14 protein-coding genes are annotated in these 19095 nt (G+C 61.7%); 8 read left to right on the forward strand and 6 right to left on the reverse strand.

The annotated features are described in order from the left end of the window. Positions 1 to 16 precede the first annotated feature (16 nt). From R3F00_RS13250 to R3F00_RS13260, 3 genes are all read right to left on the reverse strand, one after another. A complete protein-coding gene (locus R3F00_RS13250) occupies positions 17 to 805 on the reverse strand; it encodes a hypothetical protein (protein ID WP_371282270.1) in 789 nt (262 codons plus the stop codon). A gap of 5 nt (positions 806 to 810) precedes the next feature. Then, positions 811 to 1371: an RNA polymerase sigma factor gene (locus R3F00_RS13255; protein ID WP_371282271.1), complete on the reverse strand. Its 561-nt coding sequence runs from the start codon at positions 1369 to 1371 to the stop codon at positions 811 to 813. A 178-nt stretch (positions 1372 to 1549) separates the two neighbouring features. Beyond that, positions 1550 to 3613 (reverse strand): prolyl oligopeptidase family serine peptidase, encoded by a 2064-nt coding sequence (locus R3F00_RS13260; RefSeq protein ID WP_371282272.1) that lies wholly within the window; start codon positions 3611 to 3613, stop codon positions 1550 to 1552. A 419-nt stretch (positions 3614 to 4032) separates the two neighbouring features. Between R3F00_RS13260 and R3F00_RS13265 the strand changes: the two genes are divergently transcribed. The 6 genes from R3F00_RS13265 (at position 4033) to pgi (ending at position 13042) form a co-directional block, all read left to right on the forward strand. After that, positions 4033 to 4806, forward strand: a complete 774-nt coding sequence (locus tag R3F00_RS13265; protein ID WP_371282273.1) for a hypothetical protein — start codon at positions 4033 to 4035, stop codon at positions 4804 to 4806. 133 nt (positions 4807 to 4939) lie between these two features. Next, positions 4940 to 5878, forward strand: coding sequence for a hypothetical protein (locus R3F00_RS13270; RefSeq protein ID WP_371282274.1), 939 nt, complete (start codon positions 4940 to 4942; stop codon positions 5876 to 5878). A gap of 119 nt (positions 5879 to 5997) precedes the next feature. Continuing rightward, positions 5998 to 7650 (forward strand): M28 family metallopeptidase, encoded by a 1653-nt coding sequence (locus R3F00_RS13275; protein WP_371282275.1) that lies wholly within the window; start codon positions 5998 to 6000, stop codon positions 7648 to 7650. A 125-nt stretch (positions 7651 to 7775) separates the two neighbouring features. Further along, complete coding sequence (locus tag R3F00_RS13280) at positions 7776 to 8333, forward strand: hypothetical protein (RefSeq protein WP_371282276.1); 558 nt, start codon at positions 7776 to 7778, stop codon at positions 8331 to 8333. Between the two features lie 209 nt (positions 8334 to 8542). Beyond that, positions 8543 to 11260: a S8 family serine peptidase gene (locus R3F00_RS13285; protein WP_371282277.1), complete on the forward strand. Its 2718-nt coding sequence runs from the start codon at positions 8543 to 8545 to the stop codon at positions 11258 to 11260. Between the two features lie 183 nt (positions 11261 to 11443). After that, complete coding sequence (pgi, locus tag R3F00_RS13290; protein WP_371282278.1) at positions 11444 to 13042, forward strand: glucose-6-phosphate isomerase; 1599 nt, start codon at positions 11444 to 11446, stop codon at positions 13040 to 13042. A 40-nt stretch (positions 13043 to 13082) separates the two neighbouring features. Here pgi and R3F00_RS13295 read toward each other — a convergent pair whose 3' ends face one another. Further along, complete coding sequence (locus tag R3F00_RS13295) at positions 13083 to 14081, reverse strand: LysR substrate-binding domain-containing protein (protein ID WP_371282279.1); 999 nt, start codon at positions 14079 to 14081, stop codon at positions 13083 to 13085. Positions 14082 to 14275: 194 nt separating this feature from the next. Between R3F00_RS13295 and cysG the strand changes: the two genes are divergently transcribed. Further along, positions 14276 to 15730 carry a siroheme synthase CysG gene (gene cysG, locus R3F00_RS13300; protein WP_371282280.1) on the forward strand — a complete coding sequence of 485 codons (1455 nt, stop codon included), beginning with the start codon at positions 14276 to 14278 and terminating at the stop codon, positions 15728 to 15730. Between the two features lie 22 nt (positions 15731 to 15752). Next, positions 15753 to 16709 (forward strand): cysteine synthase A, encoded by a 957-nt coding sequence (gene cysK / locus R3F00_RS13305; protein WP_371282281.1) that lies wholly within the window; start codon positions 15753 to 15755, stop codon positions 16707 to 16709. Between the two features lie 99 nt (positions 16710 to 16808). Here the strand turns inward: cysK and R3F00_RS13310 are convergent, their stop codons facing one another. After that, positions 16809 to 17819, reverse strand: a complete 1011-nt coding sequence (locus R3F00_RS13310; RefSeq protein ID WP_371282282.1) for a class I fructose-bisphosphate aldolase — start codon at positions 17817 to 17819, stop codon at positions 16809 to 16811. A gap of 171 nt (positions 17820 to 17990) precedes the next feature. Then, positions 17991 to 18446, reverse strand: coding sequence for an energy transducer TonB (locus tag R3F00_RS13315; RefSeq protein WP_371282283.1), 456 nt, complete (start codon positions 18444 to 18446; stop codon positions 17991 to 17993). Positions 18447 to 19095: the final 649 nt, after the last annotated feature.

Raw genomic sequence — 19095 nt, forward strand, 5'->3', positions numbered from 1 at the left:
GCTGCTCCAGTGGAATTCAAAGGCTGCGCTTGTTTGCGACATCGATTCGCGACTCGGTGGCTCGCACCTGGAAGAGCAGATCCGATCGTTGCAGGTAGTCACGCAGTCCTTGCCTGTCTTCGACGTTTGAAGTGGCAGACTGGTTAGCCACTTCAAGCAGGACCGGTTCGAGCTGGCGCAGAAAATCCGCCAGACGCACATTGCCCGCTCGCGCAGCAGCCACGGCATACAGGCGATTGGATTCCACCAGCGACCTGGCCAGCTCACGATTGCCGTCTAAGATTTCACCGCTGTCTTCATTGACAGCCGTGAGCAGCAATCCTTCGGTGGCGCGCAAATGCCCGGATACATAGCCGTCGAGAACCCGGTTGGCCATGTTGCGGTCGCTGGCCCGGGCTTCCAGCGGTGTTTCAAGGACGGTGGACGGAGGCGTCACCCGGCCGACCTGGTATCCCACGCCGACAGCGATCAGCAGGGCGCAGGCGAAACCGCCGGCCACAATCAGGCGCGACCCGCGCGCTGATGCAAGGATGCCGCGCAGCCAATCGATCAATCCTGCAGAACTCCGCGAGCCCGCAGCTGCGCCGACACGCTGTTCGAAGCGCGACCAGACCCGTTGTTCAAGATCTGCAGCGGGCGCAGGCGGCGCCTCGGTCGCACGATCAAGCATCTCGCAGAGCCGCCGATAGCGGGCCTGCAATTTGCCGGACGCTTCAAGCGCCGCATCGATTTCTGCCAGTCGCCCTGCATCCAGCCCATCCTTGTAGTAGTACAGGATCAGGTCGTTGTCATTGATCGGATTCATGTCGATCACCTCAGTGGCTCAAGGGCGATGCGCAGCTTGCGCACCGCCCGGAAAATCGCCTGTTTGCAGGCATTCGTATTCATCGAAAGGACGTGGGCAATTTCCTCGAGGGATTGCCCTTCGTTGTGGCGCATGACGAAGGCTGTCCGTTCGATCGCGCTCATGCGTTCGAGCTGGCGCTCGGTCTGCTGGTGGATCTCCGCACCGATGGCCCGACGGTCGGGTCCGGACGACTCATCAACATGGGCTTCAAGGAAGTCATCGTCGCAATCCGCGGTATCGGATTCCTGCCTGTGGCGTCCGCGCTTGCGCAGTTGCTCGAGCGCCGCATTGACGGCGATGCGATGCAGCCAGGTACGAAACCCGGCCCGGCCATCGAAACCTGGCAAGTGCCGCCAGGCGTTGAACAACGCCTCTTGCACCGCATCTTCGGCCAGTGCCGAATCGCGCGTTATTCGGGCGCACAGTCCGTATAGCGGGCGCGTATGCGGCTCCACCAGGCGTCGAAACGCCGCGGCATTCCCTTCGCGGGCCTGCGCCAGCCAGTGCTCTTTGGATTCGTTCATCGCACCATGGATGATGGTGGAACGGGTTTGGTTAGCAACCGGCGATTTCTGGCAGGCGGGAGTCAGCCCGAGAACTCACTGGAAATGGCCGCGGGCATGCCGCGACGCGAGTGGAATCCTCGCAAGATCCCGAATTGGCCAGGACCGCGCCGGCCGTAGTCGGCGCGTCATCTGCAAGCTAGGGAGTTTCGGTTGATGTCCAGCGCTTGAGCCAGTTGTTCACCGTATTGTGCCACTGCACGCTGTTCTGCGGCTTGAGTACCCAGTGGTTCTCGTCGGGGAAAATCAGCAATTCGCTTGGAATGCCGCGACGCTGCAAGGCTGTGAAGGTGGCCAGGCCCTGCGTGGTCGGGATGCGGAAATCGTTCTCGCCCTGTACGACCAGCATGGGCACACGCCAGTTCTTGACGTGGTTGAGCGGATTGAATTTCTCGTAGCCTTCCGGATTGTCGTAGACCGTGCCTCCGTTCTCCCATTCGGAGAACCACAGTTCTTCGGTCTCATAGCCCATGGCGCGCGTATCGAATATGCCATCGTGATTGACCAGGCATTTCCAGGGCTCGTTCCAGTTCCCGGCGATCCAGTTGACCATGTATCCACCGTAGGATGCGCCAAGCGCACAGGCACGATCGGCATCGAGGAATGGATACTTCTTCAGCGCGGCAGCCCAGCCAAGCTTGAGGTCTTCGAGCGGCTTGCCGCCCCAGTCGCCCGAGATCGAGTCGGTAAAGGCTTGCCCATAACCGGTCGAACCGTGGAAATTGATCGTTACGACAGCGAAGCCCTGCCCCGCATACGTCTGCGGATTCCAGCGGTAGTGGAAGTCGTTCGTCATGGCACCCTGCGGACCACCATGAATGATGAAGGCGACCGGATATTTCCTGTTCGCCTTGAAGCCGACCGGCTTGACCACGTAGCCCTGCACCGTCACGTCGTCGGCACCCTTGAACGTAAAGAACTCGAACGTACCGGTTTCCAGTCCTTTCAGGCGTGCAGCATTGAACCGCGTGATCTGCTTGAGATTGCGGCCACGCAGATTCGCGGTATAGAGGTCGGTCGGATGACGCAGGTCGTTGCGCGCGACAAGCAGTGATTTTTTTCCAATCTCGAATCCGCGCACCTGACCGTCACCCACCAGTTTGTCGACCTTGCCAGTCGACACGTCGATCGCGAACAGGGGGTGCTCGCCGAGATCATCGGTGGTCGTATAGAGGGTCTTGCCGTCCAGGGATTCCTTCAGCGCGCTGGCCGAGCGATCCCAGTCCGGCGCGATCTCGCGACGCTGGCCGGTAGCCAGGTCCAGGGCCTGGATCGCGAAGCGGTCGGCTTCGAATCCGGGCCGCGTCATGGCCAGATAGTAAAGCGTCTTGCCGTCGCGGGAAGGCAGCGGATAGGCGTCCCAGGCTTTGTTGTCCACCGTATGGTTGGTCGGCTTGGCCGATCCATCCGCGGGCACGGAGTAGATGTCGAAATTGGTCGACCAAGGTTCGCCCGCACGCTGGTTGCGTACATTGAAGTAGACGGTCTTGCCATCCGGCGAGAAGGCATACTCGCTGTCATCGCCAAAGGGCTTGGACGGGATGTCGCCGTCGATGCTGCCCGTCAGCAGGCGCGGTTCACCCAGTTTGCCGTCGGCGCCGAAACTCGCGATCAGCAACTGCGAGCGGCGGCCATCCGACCAGGTATCCCAATGCCGAACGAATCCTTCGGTAAACAGAAGGCCTGTGGACTTGTCGTCGGCGGGCTTGTCGAGGCGTTTCCTGGTGCAGGCAATCGGGGCGGCATCCTCTGCGCACTCGACGAAGAGATCAACGGAAAACACGACCGATTTCCCGTCCGGCGACAGTTTGTAGCTGCCGATATCGAGTGAAAGCGTTCCGACAGCTTCCGCATCGCCTCCGCGCGCGGGAACGCGCCAGAGCTGGTTGACTCCGTCGCCGGCTGCAAGGAAATACACATGCGATCCATCGGCCGACCAGCGCGGAGTGGTTGCGTTGAGCGCGGCGTCGGTCAGCCGGGTCGGCTTGCCGCCCGCCATCGGCACCGTCCAGATGCTGTTGCGGCCTGCATTGGCCGCATAGTCGGTTTCGCGCAGGTGCAGGGCCACGGTTCTTTCATCCGGGGACAAGGACTGATCGCTGACCCGATCCATCATGACCAGGTCCATCACATCGAAAGGCTTCGATGCGGCACTGGCCGACCCGGCAAGCAGAAACACTAGCGAAGCAACAAGCACTTTCATTGGCGACTCCCCATGGTGAACGGATCGATGGTAAGTCGACCGGCTCGCCGCGGCAAAGCGCACCAGTCAGCCGATCCGGAATTCCGGCTTCCGACAGGGGGGCCCGGACTCCTTCGAGAGGGAATCCACACAGTAGAGGTGCAGGCATGCTTGTCCCAACTCGCTCTGTCCCGTCGACTGCCCTGCAAGGTGTTGATTTGAAATATCTTTACTGACCGGATCCGTGAGTCATGGAGCGGCTGCCGATGCCGCAGGCGCTTGCCGTCCGTGCCCCGAAGCGGCCCCGAACAACACGAACTATGGGAATCCGGCGCCGGCTGCCTGTCGAAAGGTTGCCTGGAGACTTGCGCAGGGCACCCAAATGGGTCCAATCTGCGTTCGTTTAAAAATCGTTCAGATACTGAAAAGGAGCTGGAAACATGAATCGCTACTCAGTCATGCATGCCTTGTTGCTGGTTTGTTGCGCATCTTCGGCGCACGCATTTACGACGTCAGGTGCATCCGGCCCCGATGTCAATACGGGCTATACGATCCGCGGCGGTGCTACCAGCATCACGCAAAGCACGGACACGGCAACAATTACCCCTGGCAATTCGGTTGCCTGTCCAGGCGACAACGACAGCTATCTGCGCCGCTTTGACCTCGATGGGGAATTCAGCATAGTCGATGACTTCAACGTCACCGATTTCGATTTCGGCGTGGAATCTGCGGCCGGACCTGGCGGCGCACAGGATATCGTCATCAACCTCTACTCGATCGCCAATGCTGACGCGTTTGTTTACGCGAACCTTACGCTGGTCGGAACCGCGACTGTCAGCATCGCCGACGGTGCCGCGTTCATGCAGAACGTGGCAGTCACAGGCACGGTAAACGGAACCACGGATGACCTGGTCGTTGAGGTCTTCTCCAACGATTTCACCGATGGCGCCACGTTCTTCATTGGCAGCAATCCAAACGGCCAGACTGCACCTTCCTACCTGAGGTCGGCGGTATGCGGTGCAACCGAACCAACCGACACAGCTTCAATCGGATTCGCGGGCATGCAGATCATCATGGTCGTGAATGGCAACGTCAGTGGCGGCGGCACGCCTCTTGCGCCCGCACGCGAACTGCCTGTATCGAGTCTGTGGGCCCTGCTCCTGCTCGCGCTGGGATTGGTGTTCATCGGCCGCCGCACCTTCGCCAGAAAATAGGCTCAGCGCTTCTGGATGGTTTGAGCAAGGGCTTGGCTTCTGCCAGGCCCTTTTTCTTGCCAGACCTCCCCCGATCGGGAAGGTCAACGCATCAGGTAGCAAACCGGTCGGTGGACAACCGCGTCCATCCGGCATGGCAGGCGGATGTGATGCCGGCGCCTATGAGTTTGATGGGGTCGACCACAGCGGGCCGGCCCGGCAATTTGGCGCCGGAAATGTGCTTGTAAGCCTCGGCAACCGGGTTTCCGAATTCAGCTTGCAGGGAGACTGGATCCAGGACATCTGGTTTCCACATTTGTCGCCCAGCGATTCCGGCATGCTCGGCGTCGATGCGGAAAATCTCGACGCTTTCCGCGTGTTCCTCGGCGTGTTCTCGCCTGCCATGGGGCAATACCGGATCGGAACAGACGGCTGGTCGTTCGCGGTCGCTTCTGGCTGGAGTACGGTCAACAACAGCCGCGGTGCCATCGGGCACCATGGTTCGCGATGGTTTGTCGCAAACAACGCAACAGCCGGTTCGCCATCCAGTGGCGTGCTCGTGTTCGAGAACGGCTCTGTCATCGGAGAACTTGCGAGTGGATCCTTCGTATCCGACCTTTCCGTGGGCAAGAACGGCATCGTCTACGTGCTCGGCCCGGCTAATGGTACGGGGTCCGTGGTGCGTCGATTCGACCCTGCGACTCTGAGCGAGATGGCGGGTTTCAATACGATGCAGACCGCCGGTTTGACAGGCGCAACAGCCATTGCCGCCGACGTGGACGGAAACATATTCCTGGCAGACAGTTCATTGGCGCCGCTGGTAAAACTCGGCAGCGCGGGCCAACTGCTCGCGCAAACCGACTGTATCGTTTCTGGAAATCCTTCGACGGCTTGCGGAGGCGCGCGAAACATAGCCATAGACGATGATGGAATGTTGTTGCTCGGTACATCAAACGACGATCTGATCCGGATCGATTCGAATTTCGCTACTGCTTCTCAGGTTCTTCTCGACGTCGAGCACGGAGGATTCCCTTCAGGTTTCTACGTTGTGCCGTTGCCGTCGGATAACATCTTCCGCGCCGACTTCGACTGAGCACGCACGAGGCCAGCCGCGAATTCGAAATACGCGCCGAGCACGCAGCCAACCGATACCGGTCAGCGCAAACTGCATCCTGCTAACATCGCCGGACTGTCTTTCCAGAGAGTCCTGTGATGAAACGCACACTCGCAAGCGCACTGGCGCTCACCCTCCCCTTGATCGCTGCGGCGGCGGATTCACCTGAATTTGACGCCAAGCGCCTTTCGGAGGAGGTCAAGATGCTGTCCTCCGACGCATTCGAAGGGCGCGGGCCTGCAACGGCGGCCGAGAAAAAAACTATCGACTACGTGGTCGAACAGATGAAGGGCGCCGGCCTCCAGCCCGGCGGCGACCTCAAGGACGGCAAGCGTCTGTGGACGCAGGCAGTGCCTCTGCTGCGCGCCGAGATCAAGGGCACGCCCAAGCTCGGATTTTCGCATGCCGGCAAACCCATGGCGCTGACACAGGGTGAGCAGATCGCCGTTCGCGCCGCCATGGATGGCTCCACATCGGTGGCCATCAAGGACGCCCCGCTGATCTTCGTTGGCTACGGCACACGCGCACCCGAGCGGAACTGGAACGATTTCGCCGGAACCGATCTGAAGGGAAAGATTGCCATTGCCCTGGTCAATGATCCCGATTTCGAATCCGGTGAAGGGGATTTCGGCGGCAAGGCCATGACCTACTACGGCCGCTGGACCTACAAGTACGAGGAAGCCGCGCGCCAGGGAGCCGCAGGTCTGCTCATCGTGCACGAGACCGAACCGGCCTCGTACGGCTGGGCCACGGTCAAGAACTCGAATACCAACACCATGTTCGATGTCGTGCGCGACCAGCCCGGCAGCGTGCATCCCCAAGTCGAAGGCTGGATCCAGCGTGACGTGGCCGTCGACCTGTTCAGGCAAGCCGGACTCGACTTCGAAGCGCTCAAGAAGAAGGCGCAAAAGCGCGGGTTCAAGGCAGTCCCGCTCACGGACACGACTTTTTCGGCAGAGTATACCGTCGATTCCCAGGTGATCACTTCACACAACATCGTCGGACGCGTCGAAGGCAGCAAGCGTCCGGACGAAACCGTCATCTACAGCGCGCATTGGGATCACCTCGGCGTGGGTCGACCGGATGCGGAAGGCGACACGATCTACAACGGCGCCGTCGACAATGCGACCGGCACGGCTGCCCTGATCGAAATGGGGCGTGCCTTTGCGAACGGGCCTAAACCTGAACGATCGATCGTTTTCCTCAATGTCACCGCCGAGGAAAAGGGCCTGCTCGGTTCCGAATACTATTCGTCCAAGCCACTCTACCCGCTGGCCACCACCGTTGCCGTCATCAACATGGACGGCCTGGACCCGACCATCGAATCGCGCAATTTCACGACTTCGGGCAGTGCGAAATCGGAACTGCTCGATGCACTGGTCGCGCAGGGCGAAGCGGCCGGCATGAGCTATGTCACCGACCCGCATCCGGAAGCCGGATATTTTTTCCGTTCCGATCACTTTCCGTTCGCCAAGCGGGGCGTGCCTGCCTTGTCATGGGGCTCGGGCAATGATCTCGTTGTCGGCGGCACCGCAGCGGGAGAAGCTGCCGACATGGACTACCGCGAAAAGCGCTATCACCAGCCAGCCGATGAATGGGAGGCAAGCTGGACATTCGCGGGCATGGTCCACGACCTGCCGATCCTGTACAGGCTCGGCAATGCGCTGGCCAATTCGACGCAATGGCCGAGCTGGTCCGAAGATTCGGAATTCCGTGGCATTCGCGACGAAACCGCAGCGCAACGCAAATAGCGGAGAAAGCCGGGGTCGGCGGCAGGCCTGATTCGGAGGCTGACGAATTGCCCGTGACCGCGGCTGGGCGTATCGTTCCTCCTGTTTGACGTGTTCGAAAATCCCCCCCCAACGGAGTACTCGCAATGAGCCTCAAGCAATCCCTTCTCGGCGCCGCCGCCGTGCTGTGCCTGGTAGTGGCCGTCCCTTACGCGCAAGCAGAAAACAAGGCTGAACCCGACAAGGCCATGACCAAGGAGAAGGCGGCTAGCGCCGACTTCCTGTTCGTGCAGAGCGCAAGGAAGATGAGCTACGACAAGGCGACGAACAAGCTCACCTTGCGTGACGTGAGCCCGATAACGCTGTTTTTTGCCGATCGCCCCGAGCGTATCGCCGGCAACATGAAGACCACCTCGTTCATCCCATTCTGGAGCGAAGGCACGGACAGCTTTCTGTCCGACCCACCGAATGCCGACATCTCGATTCTCGAGGGCGACAAGCTGAGCCAGGTCGTCGTCGTTCTCGAATCACCCGTGCTTTCCGGCAATGACCTGACCTACACGGTCAAGCTGGTCGAGGGCACGATGCCGGCGGAAGGCAGTGATGTCTCGGTATTCATCGACGTGATCGGCATGCCGCTGACGCCGCTGTCGTATGCAGGCGTCGCACGCCGCACGTATCGGCGCGCGGTCATTTACCGCTGATCGGAGCCTCCTGGCGTGCCGGCGCATCTCCGTGTCGGCACGCCAGATTCACGAACAGCCCAAGTGGCGCGACCAGCCCAGGTCGGCACTTCCTGTTCAGGTTGCTGGGCAGTCCCCGCACGTGCAGCGCATGCCAGAACTGCCCGGTCTACTGACAAGCCATCCCCCAGGCACTACCATCAAGGGCTTTGCCGTCAGGGGAAACCACCTTGAATCTTAGACTGTCCGCAATCGGGTTGCTGTTCGTCGTGGCACTCGCTGCCCATCCGGCATGCGTGCTGGCCGGGCAGGACCAGCCGGCTGCCGCCGGCCAAACCAGCTGGCTGCGCGTTGAAGCCTCGCGCGAAACGCTACAGCAGATCCTCGGTTCCAGCAGGCAGGGCATCGACTACGGCCGTTTCCAGTGGATCTCCCTGGATGCGAGCGAGGCGCAGCGGGTTCGCCACGCAGGCGTGAAAGCCACGACTTACGTCGACCCGTTCGTCCTCGACCTGGGCGGGCAGCGCTTCGACCCCCTGGGACTGCCGCAGACGACGCATACTCCAGGCATGGTTGGCGAGGACTGGCGGCTGATTCAGTTCCAGGGTCCGGTCAAGTCCGAATGGCTGACTCGTCTGCGCGAGTCGGGCGTCATACCCGTGCAGTACATCCATCCCTTCGCCTATGTCGTCTGGGCTGATGGCAGCGCCCTGGACCGGGCAGCGGCGCACGAGGAAGTGCGCTGGAAGGGCGAGTTCCAGATCACCTATCGCGTGCAACCGCAGCAACGGAACCTGGATTCGGGCCGACGTCCGACGATGGCACTGTTCAGTCGCCATCGTGATCCGGAGGCACTGGCGGCGAGCGTGAATGCGCTCGGCGTAGCAATTCAATCCCGTACCCGACTGGATACCCATTTCGATGTGGTCCAGCTCGACGCCCCCGGCAATCGCTATCTCGACCTTGCTTCGATTCCCGGTGTTTTTGCCGTGCAGGACATTCCCGCGGAAACCGGCCCGCGAGGCGAAATGAGTGGCCAGTCCATCGTCGGCAACTACGGCCCGGCGCCGAACTACACGATCGTGCCGGGCTACCAGAGCTGGCTCGATACGCTCGGCTACGACGGGACTGGCGTCGTGGTCGCCGTGGTCGATGGCGGTCTGCGCAGTACACACGCCGATCTCGCCTCGCGCATGCTTCCCTGCGTGGCGTCCGGTGATACTCCCTCGAGTTGCAGCACCTCCAACAATTCGCACGGTACCCATGTCGCCGGGGCCATCGCGGGCACCGGCGCCAGCGGCGTACTTCTGAACGGGTTCCTGCGCGGCAAGGGTGTGGCGCCCGGGGCGAATATCGTGCAGCAGCGGTACAACAGCTTCCTCGGCGGCGGTCCTGGATCGATGATCGCCGACGGCATGCTCAAGATCTACAAGGAATCGAGCCTGAGCGGAGCGATCCTGACCAACAACTCCTGGGGACCGACCGGTACGCCGCAGGGCTACGATATTCCGACCCAGCAGGTCGACATGGTCATTCGCGATGCCAATCCCGATCTGCCGGGAAATCAGCAAGTCCTGAATGTCTGGTCGATCATGAATGGCGGCGGAGATTCGTCCGGTGCCTGCGCACCCTCTTCGCTGGGGTCACCGGACGAGGCCAAGAATCTCTTCGCGGTAGGTTCGACCGCCCTGCAGTCCGGCTCGGGCACCCAGCTGTCGGGCATTTTTGACGTATCGAGCAACTCGGCGCACGGCAACGCCTGCGATGGCCGTCGCGTGCCGAATATCGTCGCGCCTGGCTGCAGCACGGACAGTGCAGACAGTGGCAGCGATACCTCGTTCGGCTTCAAGTGCGGCACATCCATGGCGTCACCGGTTGTCAGCGGGGCATCGGCCATCTTCGTTGAAAAGTATCGCGCCGAGCACACCGGCAATACACCGAGTCCGGCCATGATCAAGGCGGGACTGACCGTAGTCGCCCGCGATCTGGAAGGCTTTCGGGATGCGGACGGCCGCCTGATGGGCCATCGGCCGGACCGCTTCCAGGGCTATGGCCGGATCGATCTCGATGCCGCTGTCAATTCGGACGAAGTGGTTTTCACGCTTGATCAATCAGAGCTGCTCGCTGCAACCGGCGCTGCATGGTCGCGCACCCTGACGGCAGCGGACCCGGCGCGTCCGGTGCGCATCATGCTGGCCTGGAGCGACGCCAAGGGCCATGGCCTGGGCGGCAGCACGCCGGCCTGGGTCAATGATCTCGACCTGTCCGTGAGCACGAATGGCGATACCTACCTCGGCAACGTCATCGGCACGGATGGCTGGTCCGGCACCGGCGGCAGCGCCGATACGATGAACAACATGGAGGCCGTCTATCTGAGCCCGGAACAGCTCGGTGCCTCGATTGAGATCGAAGTGCTCGCCGCCAACCTTGCCGCCGATGCGATCAATCCGTGGACGCCCGGCGCGCCGGCCCAGGATTTCGCCCTGGTCTGCAGAAACTGTCTCGATACACCACTCGGCAACGCCGATCTTGGCCTCTCGCTGGATGCGATCCCGAACCCTGCAGAACCCGGGACGCAGCTGAAGATCCTTGCCTCGATCCAGAATTCCGGCGCCGATGATGCAGAAGGCGCAAGCCTGAGCCTGCAATTGCCCGATGCCCTGGAATTCGTGTCCGCGCAATCGCAAATCGGCTTCGCAACCTGGGCCTGTTCGGCCACCGGAACACTGGTCGTTTGCGACATGAGCCAGGGAGTGTTGCCCGTGGGGCCAGTGGCCAGCATGCTCGAAATCACGACGCAGTTCGAATCCGCCAACGCGGACGGCTCGCCGCTCGCCATTGACGGCACAATCCACGCCTCACAATTCATTGACGGCCAGCCGGACAACAATGAAGCGAGCCTGCTCGTGCCCGTCAGCGATTTGATCTTCGCCCACGATTTCGATTGATGCGGCAGGTCGCCTGCATGGCGAGGCCGGTACCTGACATGCCAGCCTCGGCCGGCATGTCGCACCGACTCGAACCGGTCTTGAAATGACGCGGACGCGCGTGCGGCGCATCAGCCATGCGTGCCATGTGCCTGCCCAAGTCGCTATGCTTCAGGCTACCGAAGTCCCTGCACCGGAAAGCAAATGAGCCCGGCTCAACGTTGTGATCGCACACCCGCCTGGGAAAAGCTGCAGGAGATGTTCCGCCGACAGGCTGGCCGCTTCGACCTGCGTCAGGCGTTCATTGACGATCCCGAGCGCTTCGCAAGACTGTCTTTCGAAGCGCCATCGGTTTTCGCAGATCTGTCCAAGAATCTGATTGATGGTTCCAGCCTGGCCGCCCTGGTCGAACTGGCGCGTGACTGCGGTGTCGAACAAAAGCGCGATGCCATGTTCGCCGGCGAAAGAATAAACACGACCGAGGATCGCGCGGTACTGCACACGGCACTGCGCGCGCCACGAGGAATGGCTCCGCATTCCGAAGAGATCCACGCCATACTCGACCGCTTTCTCGAATACGCCGAGGCGGTTCGGGATACGGCACGCAGCGGAATCCGGCATGTCGTCAACATCGGCATTGGCGGTTCGGACCTCGGCCCGCAAATGGTCGTGCTGGCCCTGGACGAATATGCCAGCCGCGACATCGAGGTTCATTTCGTATCGAATGTGGATGGCCACGAAATCGAAGCGGTACTGCGCAAGCTCGAACCCGCAGAAACGCTGTTCGTGATCGCCTCGAAGACCTTCACGACTCAGGAAACCATGAACAATGCGCGCATCGCGCGCGAATGGTTTCTGTCCAGAGGCGGTCGCGATATCGACCGCCACTTCGTCGCCACGACGACCAACATCAACGCTGCAGCCGAATTCGGCATCACCACAACATTCGGTTTCTGGGATTGGGTCGGCGGCCGTTACTCACTCTGGTCAGCCATCGGCTTGCCGATCGCGCTGGCGACAGGTGCACGCAGTTTCCGCAGCCTGCTTGCCGGCGCCCACGCCATGGATACCCATTTCAGGGAGGCTCCGCTCGCGCGCAACCTGCCGGTATTGCTGGGGCTACTTGATGTCTGGTACCGCAACTTCCATGGCTGCGCCAGCCGCAGTATCGCGCCCTATCACCAGGGCCTGCGCAGGTTCCCGCCCTTCCTGCAGCAACTGGAGATGGAGAGCAATGGAAAACGCGTCGACCGATCGGGTGATCCATTGCCGTACGCAACCAGCCCCGTAATCTGGGGCGAACCGGGCACCAACGGTCAGCATGCGTATTTCCAGATGCTGCATCAGGGTACCGAAACGATACCGGTCGAGTTCATCCTGGTCCGCGAACCGGGACACACCCACCTCGAAGCGCACCGGAAGCTGCTTGCCAATGGTCTCGCCCAGTCCCAGGCCCTGATGCTGGGCAAGAGCCCTGCCCAAGCTGCAGAAGAAATGGCGCCGGATGGCCCAGGCGAGGTCGACGCCCAAGTGCTGGCGCAACACCGCAGCTTTCCCGGAAACCGGCCCAGCACGACCCTGCTGCTCGATCGCCTTTCGCCCGAATCGCTCGGCGCGCTGATCGCATTGCATGAGCACCGCGTATTCGTCACTGGCGCCTTGTGGAACATCAACAGCTTCGACCAATGGGGGGTCGAGCTCGGCAAGACGCTGTGCTCGGACCTGCTGCCGCGCATTCAATCCGGCGAAATCGATTCGCTGGACGGATCCACTGCCGGCCTGCTTGCAAGGCTGCGTGATTGAGCCTGGCCGCAGCACGGTTCAAGGCAACGTCGCAAAATCGTCAGGCAGCGCGGGCGGGATTTCCGGGCGCAGGCTGATCTCGCCAGTGCGGCGGCGATGGCCACGCTGCGGTTGCGGCTCCCTGTACCACGCGCACCAGATCTCGTCGGTCGATTTGCGGCGCGAGATGGTGGATCAGGTCGAGTGCAAAATCCCGTTGCACGCGATCCCGCTGCAGAACGATCCAGGTCGTGCAGGTTGGCAGCAGGCCCGCCGCCGGCAAGACGCACAGGTCCTTGCCGTCGTCGGAGCCCAGCGCCATTTCCGCCAGCACGCCCACGCCGAGACCTGCTCGAACGTAGGTCTTGATCAGATCCGCATCGCGCGCAGTGACAGCCAGCTTCAGCTCGAATCCGGCGTCGACAAAGGCACGGCGCAACGAGGATTCCGCTGCCAGCGAGGATTCATAGCTGATCAGCTCGAAGGCGGCCAGTTCGTCAATTCGCGGCGCGCGACCGAGCGCCGCAAGCGGATGCGAGCGCGGAACCAGAATCTGCCGATCCCAGGAGAATATCGGAATGGCCAGCTCGGCGTCCGGCGGACCACCGGCCGTGCTGACGATAGCCATGTCGGCCGCCCCCTTGCCGAGCAAGTCGATCAGCTCGGTATCGCCATGCGGCTCCAGGCGAATACCGACATCGGGATAACGATGCTTTACTGAAGCAATGGCGCCGGGCAGGACGAAGCGGGCCTGGGTATGTGTGGTGACGATGACCAGCTCTCCCTGGTTTTCGCCACGCAGATTGGCGGCAAGGACGCGAATATTCCTGGCCTCCGCCAGGATCACGCGTGCCCTCGCGATGACCTGGGCGCCGGCAGCGGTGATCGAATCGAGACTCTTGCCCTTGCGCAGGAAGAACTGGAACCCCAGTTCGTCTTCCAGTTGCTTGAGCTGGCGCGATAACCCGGGCTGCGTCGCGTGCACGCGTTCGGCCGCCAGAGTGATGTTCAGGCCGGCGTCGGCAATGGCAACGATGTAGCGAAGCTGGGTAAGGGTCATTTCGATCGATTCGCACAACTGAAGAAGTCAGGACTGATGCCATGCCGACGCAAATATCGGGGCTTGCGCCACGCATGGCACCGTGCAGCATAGGTGTTTGCATGCACTGCGTCCACTATGGACGTCTAAACGTCTATCCGCCGCTAATCACAATGCGCCATATGCCCCACCCTTTTCGGCATTTCACTCATTCCATGGCTGGCTCTACGCTGGCTGCCATGACCCTCTATCCGATGTTCGCAAACTTGAATGGCCGCCGCGTGCTCGTGGTCGGCGGCGGAAGTGTCGCCGAGCGCAAGATAGCAGCCCTGCGCAAGACCGGCGCTCGCATCGAGGTCGGAGCGCCCCGCGTCACACCCCGAATCGCACGATGGGTGGCCGCCGCCGAGGTATCCCATCGCTGCGGCGAATTCGAGGACACCTGGCTCCAGGGCGTCTGGCTGGTCGTGGCTGCGACGGGCAACAGGTCAGTCAATCAGCGCATCGCTAGCGCCTCCGGGCAGCGGCAGTTGCTGGTCAATGTGGTCGACGATGCCGGTCTTTCCACCTTTCAGGTTCCCGCTGTGGTTGACCGGCATCCATTGACCATCGCGATTTCCACGTCCGGTGCAGCGCCGATGCTGGCCAGGCTTGTTCGCGAGCGAATCGAGTCGCTGTTCGACCTGTCGCTGGGCCCGCTGGCATCCCTGGCAGAGCGCTACCGCGAGCGGATCCGACGCAGGTTTCCGGACAGCCGAAAACGCAGGCGCTTTCTGGAGCATCTGTTTCGCGGCAAGGTTGCCGAGCAGATGCGCTGCAACCAGGCGTTGCTGGCCGAGCGCACCCTGAAACGTTCACTTCGCGACACCAACCTGCAGCGCAAGCGCGGCTCGGTCGTCCTGGTTGGAGCCGGGCCGGGCGATCCCGGCCTGCTCACCCTGAACGCGCTTCGCGCGATCAATGAAGCGGATGTCGTCCTGCATGACGGCCTCGTGTCTGCCGAAGTGCTCGAACTCGTTCGTCGCGATGCGACCCTCGTCGAAGTCGGCAAGCGCGGTGGCGGTGCCCACACACCACAGGAAGACATTCACGCCTTGATGCGCGAACACGTCCTGGCAGGCCACCGCGTCGTGCGCCTGAAAGGCGGCGATCCCTTCGTCTTCGGGCGTGGCGGTGAAGAGCTGGAATTCCTGCGCGAACACCGCATCGACTATGAAGTCGTACCGGGAATCAGCGCTGCCATAGCATGCGCGGCCTACGCCGGCATTCCTCTGACCCATCGAGACCATGCCCAGGCGGTCGCCTTTGCCACGGCTCAATGCCGGACACCAGGCGCTGACCCTGACTGGAGCTCGCTGGCCCGGCAGAACCAGACCCTGGCCATCTACATGGGCGTCAGCGGGATCGCCAGGACCCAGCATCTCCTGATCGCGCATGGGCGAGACCCGAATACTCCGGTTGCCCTGATCGAGAACGGTTCGCGCCCCGAGCAACGCGTCATTTGCGGCATGCTGTGTGAACTTTCCCGGCTGGCCGCGGCTCATTCGCTGCAGTCGCCGAGCTTGTTGATCGTGGGTGAAGTCGCCGGTTTGGCCAATCGCCTACACTGGTACGGGCAGGCACCATTGACCGGCGCCCCGGCTTCCTCAGCTGATCGGCGCGCGGCATGAAACCCACGGAGACCCGGAAACCATGTCATACGCATCGATACTCGACACGATAGGCAACACGCCGATCGTCAAGCTGCAACGTCTCGCTCCGAAAAACGTGGAGATCCACGTCAAGGTCGAATCCTTCAATCCCGGAGGATCGGTCAAGGACCGACTGGCCCTGGCCATCGTCCTCGACGCCGAAAAGAGTGGCGCGCTGAAACCCGGCCAGACCATCGTCGAAGCGACCTCCGGCAATACGGGCGTGGCGCTTGCAATGGTGGCTGCCGCGCGCGGCTATCCGTTCGTGGCCGTCATGGCCGAATCCTTCTCGATCGAGCGACGCAAGCTGATCCGCGCCTACGGTGGCAAGGTCATCCTGACCCCGGCTGCCGAGCGCGGCTCGGGCATGGTGCGCAAGGCCGAAGAGCTGGCCAGAAAACATGGCTGGTTTCTTTCCCGGCAATTCGAGAATCCGGCCAACCCGGCCTGGCATCGCAATACGACCGCGGCGGAGATCCTGAGCGACTTCGCCGGCAAGCAGCTCGACTACTTCGTGACCGGCTGGGGAACCGGCGGCACCCTCACCGGCGTCGGCGAAGTGCTGCGCCTGGCCCGTCCCGAGGTTCAGATCATCGCGAGCGAACCGGCTGTCGCCGCAATGCTCTCCGGAAAGGAATGGACCCCGCACAAGATCCAGGGCTGGACTCCGGATTTCGTCCCGGCAGTGCTCAATCGCGAAGTTGCCCACCAGATTGTTCCGATCGATGACGTCACTGCACGCGATACCGCGCGCCTGCTGGCCAGCAAGGAAGGCATCTTCGTGGGTGTATCGGCCGGCGCAACCCTGGCTGCCGCGCTGGAGGTCGCGAAGAATGCGGCGGCCGGATCCGTCTTGCTGGCCATGCTGCCGGACACCGGCGAACGCTATCTGTCGACCTTCCTGTTCGAAGGCGTCAACGAGGGCTCCGATGACGAGTGGCTGGCTTCGCTTGGCTGAGTGTCGACTCTTTCATCGGATTTGCAGAAATCATCCAGGCTGAAAAAAGACGGGCGCCCAGAGGCGCCCGTTTTTGTTGGAACCTGACTGCGTGGAAAATCAGGCGCCTTTTTTCCACTGACCGAGAGCCGCAAGACCATTCTCGCGAGCGCGTTGCGCGACAGTCTTTTGCGCGTCTGCGAAGTTGGCCGCCATGTCCTTGCCCCACAGCTTCAGTGCCGCCTGCTGCATGGCACGACCGTAGGAGAACGACAGCGGCCAGGGGTGCGGACCCTGCTGGTTCATGGCATTGAGGTTGGCCGTGGCGCGCTCGTCCGACTGGCCGCCGGAGAGGAACACGATGCCGGGCAGCGAGGCAGGAACCGAGGCCTTGAGGCAACGGATCGTGGCATCGGCCACATCGTCGACATCGGACTGCTCCTCACAATCCTTTCCGGCCAGCACCATGCTCGCCTTGAGGATCGTTCCTTCGAGGAAAACATTCTGCTCGTACAGCGAAGCAAACAGGCTGCGCAATGTGGCTTCGGTGACTTCGTAGCACTCGTCGATATCGTGCTCGCCATCCATGAGGACTTCGGGCTCTACCATCGGCACGATGCCTGCTTCCTGGCAAAGCGCCGCATAGCGCGCCAATGCGTGGCAGTTGGCTTCGATGCAGGTTCCACTCGGTGCATCACCACTGATCGTGATCACCGCGCGCCACTTGGCGAACTTGGCGCCGAGCCTGGCGTATTCATTCAGGCGTTCGCGCAGGCCATCAAGGCCCTCGGTTACCAGCTCACCCGGGAAACCGGCCAGAGGGAACGGCCCCTTGTCGACCTTGATGCCCGGCAGGATGCCGGCATCCAGCATCAGCTTGGTGAACGGCACACCGGCCTTGGTTGACTGGCGGATCGTCTCGTCATAGAGGATCGCGCCGGAAATATGCTGATTCAGGCCCGGCGTGGTCAACAGCATCTCGCGATAGGCGCGACGGTTTTCTTCGGTATTCGGAACGCCAACCGCATCGAAGCGCTTCTTGATGGTCTTGTTGGATTCGTCGATGGCGATGATGCCCTTGCCCGGGGCCACCATGGCCTGGGCGATGCTTTCAAGCTGCTCGATACTCATGGATGGACAACTCCGGGAAACAAACGCGTGATGCCGCCACGAGGGGTGCCGGCAGGGATAGGGGTTTCAGGGGCGCGGAGTATAGGCCAGATTGACCGCTGGTGCAGGCCCGCTCCCCTCCTGCGCGCACCCGGAGGTGTTCTGGCCAGAACCACGCATGGATATCGCAAACTACTGTTTCTTTTCCGATTTCGGCTTCCAGGCACGCGCCGGAATGACACAGCGCTGCATGATCGCCGTACGCGCCTCGGGATCTTCGGGAAGGTTGAACGGAAAAATCATCGAGCTGAATACGCGGTCGCGCGCCGCATTGCGAATGGTCGGCTCGAACTGGAGATTCGAGGTGATGCTTGCAGCCAGTTCACCGAGTCCACCGGGTGGCTCCACCTTTTCGACCGTGATGTCGCTTGTACGCCCGTTCTTTTCGACGATGAACGAAACCGACGCGCAGCCGGGCTGATCCATGTTTCTGCCGCCCAGAGGCGCATTGCCCTCGACCGAGGACTTCATCAGCACCCAGTACTTTTCCAGAGTCTCCGGCGTCACCGAGCGCGGCACCTTCTGCGCGAGGGCGTGCGGGGTCAGCGCGAGGCATGCAAGGATCAGTGCAAACTTGCGCATGTTCATGGGAATTCCTCGATTGGGGATGGGGAAAGGATACCGAATACCGCTCTCTCGTTCCTTTCTCCTTGATAGGGGGCGGCGTGAAGCGAGACCTCGATTCCAGGCAAGCTTTCACACGCCTGCGGCGCGCGAGTCACTTTCTGTTGCTTGGCCAGGAGAAGAACAACCACTGTGCTGCAGGAGCAGCGCGAACGGCGTAGCCGGCCCGAAGGGCGAAGGGCAGGATTAAAGAGGAGGTCACTCCAAAGCGGTGGTTTCCGGGCTCCTGCCCTCCAACTCCACAAGAGGGCACCGGGGGTTTAATGACAGTACCTCCCTGTGCTGGCAGCAAACTGGGCACGATTCATCGGGCCCACCCTGCGGGCCTTTCCTGCGCCCTGTTGCCACCGTTTGCGGGACCCTGGAAGCGCGCATCCTGCGCGCCAGAGCAAGAGCCTAGGCAAAGGCCCCTCATCCCCCTTCGGGACCTTCTCCCGCCCAGCGGGAGAAGGAAAAGCAACGGGCCAGGGCAAAACAGAAAATTCGCGGGAGTCTGCTTGGGTCTTGCTGCGCAGGAAGCGCAGTAAGTGGGGCCTCTTTGTAGCGGCGATGCAGCGTAGGCGAGTGCAAGGATGCACGAGGTAGAGCAACGCAGGCGCAGTTGCCGAAAAAG

Origin of the sequence: Dokdonella sp. (assembly GCF_041395345.1) — a bacterium.
Classification (GTDB): domain Bacteria; phylum Pseudomonadota; class Gammaproteobacteria; order Xanthomonadales; family Rhodanobacteraceae; genus Dokdonella.